The organism is Clostridium sp. CAG:221 (assembly GCA_000435835.1).
Lineage (GTDB): Bacteria > Bacillota > Clostridia > Clostridiales > Clostridiaceae > Clostridium.
This window is the reverse complement of the sequence record FR883422.1, coordinates 1-8,106: the sequence shown is the minus strand read 5'-3', so window position 1 is coordinate 8,106 and position 8,106 is coordinate 1. Positions and strand designations below refer to the sequence as shown.

4 protein-coding genes and 2 pseudogenes are annotated in these 8,106 nt (G+C 26.0%); all 6 read right to left on the bottom strand.

Translation table 11 applies throughout. The features are described 5' to 3' along the window. Positions 1–215: 215 nt before the first annotated feature. Positions 216–608 carry an SUKH-4 family immunity protein gene (locus tag Q5O44_RS12435; RefSeq protein WP_022168760.1) on the bottom strand — a complete coding sequence of 131 codons (393 nt, stop codon included), beginning with the start codon at positions 606–608 and terminating at the stop codon, positions 216–218. 147 nt (positions 609–755) lie between these two features. Then, positions 756–1,139, bottom strand: a complete 384-nt coding sequence (locus Q5O44_RS12430; RefSeq protein ID WP_302638027.1) for a hypothetical protein — start codon at positions 1,137–1,139, stop codon at positions 756–758. Between the two features lie 150 nt (positions 1,140–1,289). Next, positions 1,290–2,261: pseudogene (locus Q5O44_RS15275) on the bottom strand (AAA family ATPase); the annotation flags it as partial. Between the two features lie 162 nt (positions 2,262–2,423). Beyond that, positions 2,424–3,032 carry a nuclease-related domain-containing protein gene (locus Q5O44_RS12410; protein ID WP_022168753.1) on the bottom strand — a complete coding sequence of 203 codons (609 nt, stop codon included), beginning with the start codon at positions 3,030–3,032 and terminating at the stop codon, positions 2,424–2,426. A gap of 79 nt (positions 3,033–3,111) precedes the next feature. Beyond that, positions 3,112–6,275 (bottom strand): annotated as a pseudogene (locus tag Q5O44_RS12405) (DUF3427 domain-containing protein). 145 nt (positions 6,276–6,420) lie between these two features. Then, complete coding sequence (locus Q5O44_RS12400) at positions 6,421–7,770, bottom strand: MATE family efflux transporter (protein ID WP_022168750.1); 1,350 nt, start codon at positions 7,768–7,770, stop codon at positions 6,421–6,423. Positions 7,771–8,106 lie beyond the last annotated feature (336 nt).

Here is an 8,106-nt window from a genome sequence, read left to right as displayed (position 1 = left end):
TTTTTGTGTCCAAAATATTGACATAAGACCAAAACCTTCTTTTATCATCACACCTACTATATTACAGAGCTAGTCTTTAATTGTTTTCATTAATATTTTAACATTATTTAAATTTATAAAAAGAACAGTTGCAAAAAAATTCACAACTGCTCTTATTATATAGAAATACTTCATGTTTATAATCTTCTATAAAGTATGTGTTCTTTTTTCTAAATTTAATTATTAAATAATGATAACTCATTACTCCAAAAGCTATTTTTTTGTAGACTCTTTATATCTATTGAAATTAATTTTTCTTTTATATCATTAAGTTCTTCTAAACTCCATTCTTTATCTACATAGGCAAATTCACCATTGTTAGTATTTATTTCTTGAATAAACTTTTCATATTCTAATAAACTTTCAGCTAGCTGAGATACTGTATTATTTATGTACATCTTCTCTAAATTCTCATGATTAATACAAACAACACTACCTGTATCATTCTCAAGTGCTAAAATATCCCCTTCTCCAGTAAATCCAATATAAATATAATTCTCTTCTATATCTATATTAAATTTTTCATTTAATTTTAATAATGCACCATTATCAATTGTTTCAAAATTCATAAACGGTGCTGCTGATTCTGGTAATCAACTTTCAATTAAAAATTTCTTATCCTTATCAGGTATTCCTAAACTGTTAACTTTACTTTCATCATAATCTACCAACTGACTGATTTCTTTATTCCATTTTTTTAAATTCATTTGCTTCCATCATTTATATCCCTCTTTAACTTCAAATAGAACCTCTGCAATATACGTCAAATAATCATTGTTTCTAATTCTGAATTCTTTTTCTATATTATGCATTCCTCCAAATCCTTCATGTAAATTTTGTGGAACAGCAACTGCTTGTAACCCTCCTCCTATATGATGTTGAACCAACTTACTTCCTAAGCAATCCTTATATTGTGGAAAAAACTCAATAAATTTTTCGTCTACTTCTGGAACTAATCCTCTTTTTATTCTTTCAACATTTGTTGTACTCCAAAATTCTGGATTCTTGCTTAATAACTCTCTAAAATGCTTTCCTACATTTCTTTCCCAGCCAGCAGAATTTGTACTTGCTTTACCTTTTCCTTTATAATTCCTAAAAATAGTTACTATTTTACTAATTAAAACTTCATCTATATTTTGCCTTTCTTCTGGAACAACTCTTTTCTTAATTGTGAAATTAGCCTAAACACATTAATTTTATTAATGTATTTAGGTTATTATTTTAAATAATTAATTTATATTCGCTTACTACTATCTTAACTCTTCAATTTTACAGTGATGTTCTTTTGTTTTAGAATCATAGCATATGGCTACAGCTAAAATTAAACGATGATTATTTTCCTTCTTAAATTTTTCTACATATTCTTTTTCTTTTATTTGATTTATTGCAACTTCAGGATCTTCATCCTTTTTCAATTCTACTATAAAGGCAGTATCATTCTTTCTTCTTGGATGGAATGTAAAATCTGCAAATGCCTTATTTCTTATAGCCAAAAGATTCATCTTTTAAAGCTTTCTCAAATTCTTGCATAAGCTCTTTATTGGGAATTTTTAAATAGCCATCATAATAAGATAAAAATCCTAACACTATCATAGCAGAATATATTTCTTCTTTATTTCTTGGTGCTCCTTGGCCTGCTCTATATTCTTCATTAATAATAATATCAATTTCTTCTCCTGAAACCATTGCTATTACATCATCTCTAATGTCTAGAACGTTATATTTAAGATATTCTGCACTTCATTCATAGCTCCTGTATTAGTCCAATAACTTTCACAATAGTTATTAACAAGTGCTTTTACCACTGATCTTGGATTATAAATTTTTATTCCAGTAGCTGTTAAATAGCCATTGTACCAATTTTCTAATTCTTTAAAATCCATTCGTTTATTTTTATTACATAGTTCTAATACTTCTTCCTCTGTAAAACCAAAATATTCATCATATATTCTATCTTTTAAAAATGTATATTCATCAAACATATTAAGTGCAGAACCATTTGAATATTTTTTTATTGGCAATACTCCTGTCATATAACAAAGAGATACATATGGCTGATCCTTTAAAAACTTCATTAAAAATGATAAAAACTCATTTTGATCTTCCTTAAAAAGATTACTGTTAAATATATAGTCCCACTCATCAAAAATAAATATAAATTTTTCATTTAATTCATTTAGTATATCCCATATAGCATAGTTTTCCTTAATTTTAACATTAGGTTTAAATTATCTATAATTAATGATTTATCTATAAAATATTTGCTTCTATACAATTCTTTATAATTTTCAAGATTCCTATTTGTATTTAAATATAGCGCCATATTCCACCTCCTATTGCATTAAATATTAATATATTAATTCTAGATTAATTAGTTTGCTAAATCAATACTTCTTCATATTGTTCTTTACATTAATTAAATGTTTCCATCTCATATACATAGAATTCTTATTTGCTTTTAAAAGCATTTTATATGTAATTTTAACTTCTTCTTCTGAAAGAACATGCTTTTTATATTTATATATTTCCTTTAATAAGTCATAAACATATACTACTGGTGTTGTAGTGTTAACTTTTAAATCACATCTATTCATAAAGACAATAATGGAAATATATTCAATCTTATTATTTACTTTTAAATTTTCCTCTATTGCTTTAATATGACCATAATTCTGTTTAATAGGATTTCTAAAAAAGTTCTTTTTGTTATATATTATTTGTTGCCAATTATCAGCATTTTCACTCCCTACTATCCACCCTTGATAATTTTTAGTCTCAATTACAAATATTCCATAATTTGATACTACTAAATGATCTATTTGACTTGTACCTCTAGAAGTTTTTAATATTACGTCATTAATTACTTTATATTTATTCTTATCTAATCTTTTTAGTCTTTTTGCAACACTTCTTTCCCCAAGTTTTCCTTTATCTAAATACTTCTTTTTTATTAAAAAAGATATAATGAATAAAATTATAATTTCAATTATCATTTCGTATCTCGCTTTCTTAATATATCTTCTTTATTTCTTGACGTATTTATCATTTTCTATACTCTAATATTTATATAAATTATATTACAATGCTCTTATTTGCCTTATTAATCATCCAGCTAGGGATTTCCTCTTGTAACTGCCAAGTAATACTTATAGGTTTACTTCCCATATGACTTTTATATTCTGCTAATCCTAAATAAGTATATGAAGAGGTTATTCCATTATCCTTTTGATTTTCTCTTACAAATAGTACTATTTTAGAGTTTTCTTTTTTATGATTAATATATCTTTTTCCTGTAATACTTTCTACAGAAGTTGTACTTTGACTTTGCCAGTGGAATAGCTTTTCATTTATAGCATAATCCTCATATAAAGTAGATGGTGAAAAATCTTTCTCACTTTTATTTAAGGTTATAAAGAATACATCTAGTTTTTTATCTGCAAAATATTTTACTCCTTCTCTAAAAGCTGGTTTCTTTTCTCCATTAAAATAATCTAAAGCTGCCATTATTTGATCTCTTGTATAATTACAATGTAAATCCATAGGACAATCAAATCCAAGTTCAACTCTTTTGTCCACAAATCCTAATTTATGATAATTATATTTTAATATTTCCTTAACTTCTGCCATCATAGTTTTATTCTTTAAAAGTCTTTCTAAACCTTCCTGTAGTGAATTTAAGTTTTCTTTTTCTGGACAGTTATTATAAAAAGTATAATACATCATATTCAACATTAATTTTTCTTCATTATTTACATTATAAATATCAATTTCTTCATCAATAATCTTATTGAAGAATTCTATTAATCTTCTTGAATTTATATGGAATAAGTTTCTTAGCTTCTTTGTTATTTCAAATTCATTTTCCTCATTAAAATCTTCTTTAACCCCTGCCATTACACACATTCTTGCAAAACTTCTATCTCCTGATTTACCATAAAAGTCTACTAATGATAATTCATAATGATTTAAGAAATTTTCCAAGGTAAGTTCTGCAAAGCTTTCATTTTTAAAATTTCTTAAAAGATTTATTATTTTATTTTTATTATTTACTGAGGATTTTATATTTCTTAAAATATATTCCTTGGCCTGCTTTTCCAATTGAATATAACACCCTTTAGGTAAAGATAAAAATCCATTTTCTATATTATCTTTTACAGATCTATTGCTCTTACCAATGAGTGCTCTAAACTTTTCTTCAAAATTATAATTCTTATGTGCTTGCCCTACAAAATCTAAGACAGTTAAACATTCCTTACCTTCACTTAATCTTAATCCTCTTCCTAATTGTTGTAGGAATACAGTAAGACTTTCTGTTGGCCTTAAGAAAAGAATAGTATTTACTTCTGGTATGTCTACCCCTTCATTATAAAGGTCAACCACAAAAATAAATTTAATAGTACCATTTACTAAATTTTCTTTAGCTTTATTTCTTTCCTCTATAGTACTTTTTGATGTTAAAGCTATTGATGGTATATTAAGTTCATTAAACCTTTTAGCCATAAAAATAGCATGTTCTATACTTACACAGAAACCTAATCCTATAATTTCATTTATATCAGTAATGTATTTATTTAACTATTAACTATTTGAGAAACTCTTAAATCATCATTAGTATAAACATTACTAAGTTCTGCTATATCATATCCCTTTCTAGTCCATTTGACCTTTGATAAATCAATATTATCTGTAACTGCAAAATATTGAAATGGACTAAGAAGCTTTCTATCTATTGCTTCTGGTAGTCTGATTTCAGCACCTATTCTATCTTCAAAATATGAAAAGATTTCTTTTTCATCATTTCTTTCTGGTGTAGCCGTAAGTCCTAATAATATCTTAGGCTTATAATAACTTAAAAGCTTTTGATATGAAGGTGCTGCTGCATGATGGAACTCATCTACTATTATAAAATCATAATAATCTTCTGAAGTTACTTCAAATAATTTTTTACTATTTAAACTTTGGATTGATACAAATAAATGATCTATATTTTCTGGAGTTTTTCCACCTACCATAAGTTCACCAAAATTATTATTCTTTAAAATGGCTCTAAATGTATCTCTTGCCTGTTTTAAGATTTCTTCACGATGTACAATAAATAAAAGTCTATTTACCTGACCTTTATTTTCTTTGCAATAATTTTTATAATCAAATGCTGATATTACTGTTTTTCCTACACCTGTAGCAGCAATTACTAAATTTTTATTCTTATTAAATAGTTTTCTCTCAGCATCTAATCTTTCTAGTATTTCCTTTTGATAAGAATATGGCTTAATATCAAAAAGAAAATTATTTTCTTTTTCCTCTTCCTTATTTTCTTTTCTTAATGCCATTCTTAATTTAAGCTTGTCTTCATCTGTACCAGTAAATAAAACAAATTCTCCATCATTCCAATAACTTTCAAAAGTAGCTTCAAACTTCTTAACTATATCAAAAGAATCCTGTTCTGTAATTTTAATATTCCATTCTAATCCTGAAGTTAAAGCAACATTTGATATATTGGAGGAACCAATGTAAGCTGTAGTAAAACCTGTATTTCTTTTAAACATGTACGCCTTAGCATGAAGTCTTGTTCTTTCTGTATCATAAGAAATTTTAATTTCTATATTAGGTAATTTTGCTAATTCATATATGGCTTTTTCATCTGTAGCTCCCATATATGATGTTGTTATTATTCTTATCTTTTTGCCATTTAAAGCTGCTTCTTCTAAACTTTCAATTAAACATCTTATTCCACTCCATTTAACAAAGGACACAAGTAAGTCTATTGAATCACATGAAAGGATTTCTTTATTAAGTTCACTTAGCATATTAGGTTCCATTGTTGCACCTGTAAAAAGCGAACTTTGTGATATTGGTGTAACTGGCCTTATGGCTTTTTCTTTAGATATTGCTCTTTTATTATTTATTTTAGAATAAAGAGCTGTAAGCATTTCTCCATTTTCACTTATTTTATATTTTTTAATATCATCTTCATTGGACACTTCACTTAATATGTAAACTATTTTATTACATGCTTCTATTTGCTTAAGAAGTTTTTCATTATCTTCCTTAACTTTATCTCTTACATAATTTAATGCTTTCCTTATTACTGATTCTATGTATTGAGCCAATATGGCTCTAGCTTCTTCATTATCAAGTTTTTCTTTATCAATTATATATTTTTCTTTATCTAACTTATTTAAGTTTTCCAGTATTTCTTCATTTATTATTTGTTCATATAATCCTTCTTTTATCATCTTTCACCATCCAATAATTTAAAATATAATCTAAATTTTATCATATTACTTTTAGTAAAGTTGTATAAGTCATTATATTTCTCTATTCTCTTTTATTATAAATAAATGACTGGTTGGAAATTTTAATTCAAACCAGTCATTTAACTTAATAATTTTCTATTAATTCTAAACTGCTATTTTTTCTATCAATAATTATAATTGCTACAATTATCATCATAGTTATTAATTCTGCTAAAGGTAATGATAAAAACACTCCTGTTGTGCCTATAAATGGAGGTAAAGCTAATGTAAAGATAAATTGAAAAACAAAGCCTCTTCCTATTGATATTATATTAGCATATGTATTTTTGCCTATAGCTTGATAATATCCACTAATGGTAAAGATAGTTCCTATGGCTGGACTACCTATACAGTAAATTCTTATCATTTCATAAGCAGATTCAATATATTCACTGCTCACTCCAAAAATTGCAATCATTTCTCTACCAAAAAGTAGTATTGATATATAAATTAATATACCAGATACTATACATATACTTATTGTAATATAAACAAGTTTTTTCATTCTTTCAAACTTCTTAGCTCCATAATGATAACCTATTAATGGTTGTAATCCTTGTGCTATACCCATACATGTATTTACTAAAAAGCAATTTATATATGTAGCAACTGTATATATTGCCACATCAATAGTACTTCCATAAGTAAACATAGTTCTATTTTGTGTTAATAAAATAATTCCATATGAAATCTGTATTGCGAAACTTACAAAACCTATCTTAAGTATTCTTTTTACTATTTCCATATGAATTTTTAAGTTTTCTTTTTTAACCTTAATAGTAGCTTTACCTTTTATAAAATGATATAAAGATACACTCATTGATATTAGTATACTTGCGCTTGTTGCAATAGCAGCTCCTTTAACACCAAAACCTAGCTTCATAACAAGTATCCAGTCTAATACTATGTTAGCTATAGCCCCTATACCTATCATTATCATTGATAAATCAGGTCTTCCATCAGTTCTAACTATAGGATTTAATGCTGTAGCAAATATGTATGGCACTGCAATTATAAATATTATTGTGTAATAATCTAATGCACTTTCTAAAGTATCACTTGTTGCCCCTAATAGTTTTATTATTGGCATTCTAAATAATAAACCTAAGATTGTTACTACTACACCAATACATACAATTAAAGTAACACCTGTACCTAATACTTTTTCAGCCTTTTTATTTTCTCCTTTCCCCATATAAATAGCAATTATGCTGCTTGTACCAATTCCTATCATAAGTCCTATACCTACAACAAGCGTTACTGCTGGCCAAGCTATATTTACACCTGCAAGTCCTACTTCACCAACACCTTGACCTATGAATATTCCATCTACCATTGTATAAATTGTATTTAAGACAACCCCAACAACAGATGCTATAATGAATTTAGCCCAAACTTTAAATATATTGCCATTTAAAACTTCTTTTATATCCACTATATTCTTCCTTTCTTTAATTTAAATTAAGATAATTAATTACAACTTGTCTGCTATACTATTATAAGTTTATTTTAATGATTTAAAAATAATTATTTATTGCTTAGTATAAATAATATTATATCTAAAAAGGGAATTCAAACACGAATTCCCTTTTTTATAGACTGTATCAAATATTATTTTGATACAGTCCCACTCTTTTTGTTTATTAATATATATTTTTTAATTTTTAATATTTAATAATTCTATTTTTAATCACTAATAAATGGTGTAATTTCTCCTGTTGAAGAATACTTATATGTTTGTAATGTATCCTTGTCTACCATAATTAAATAA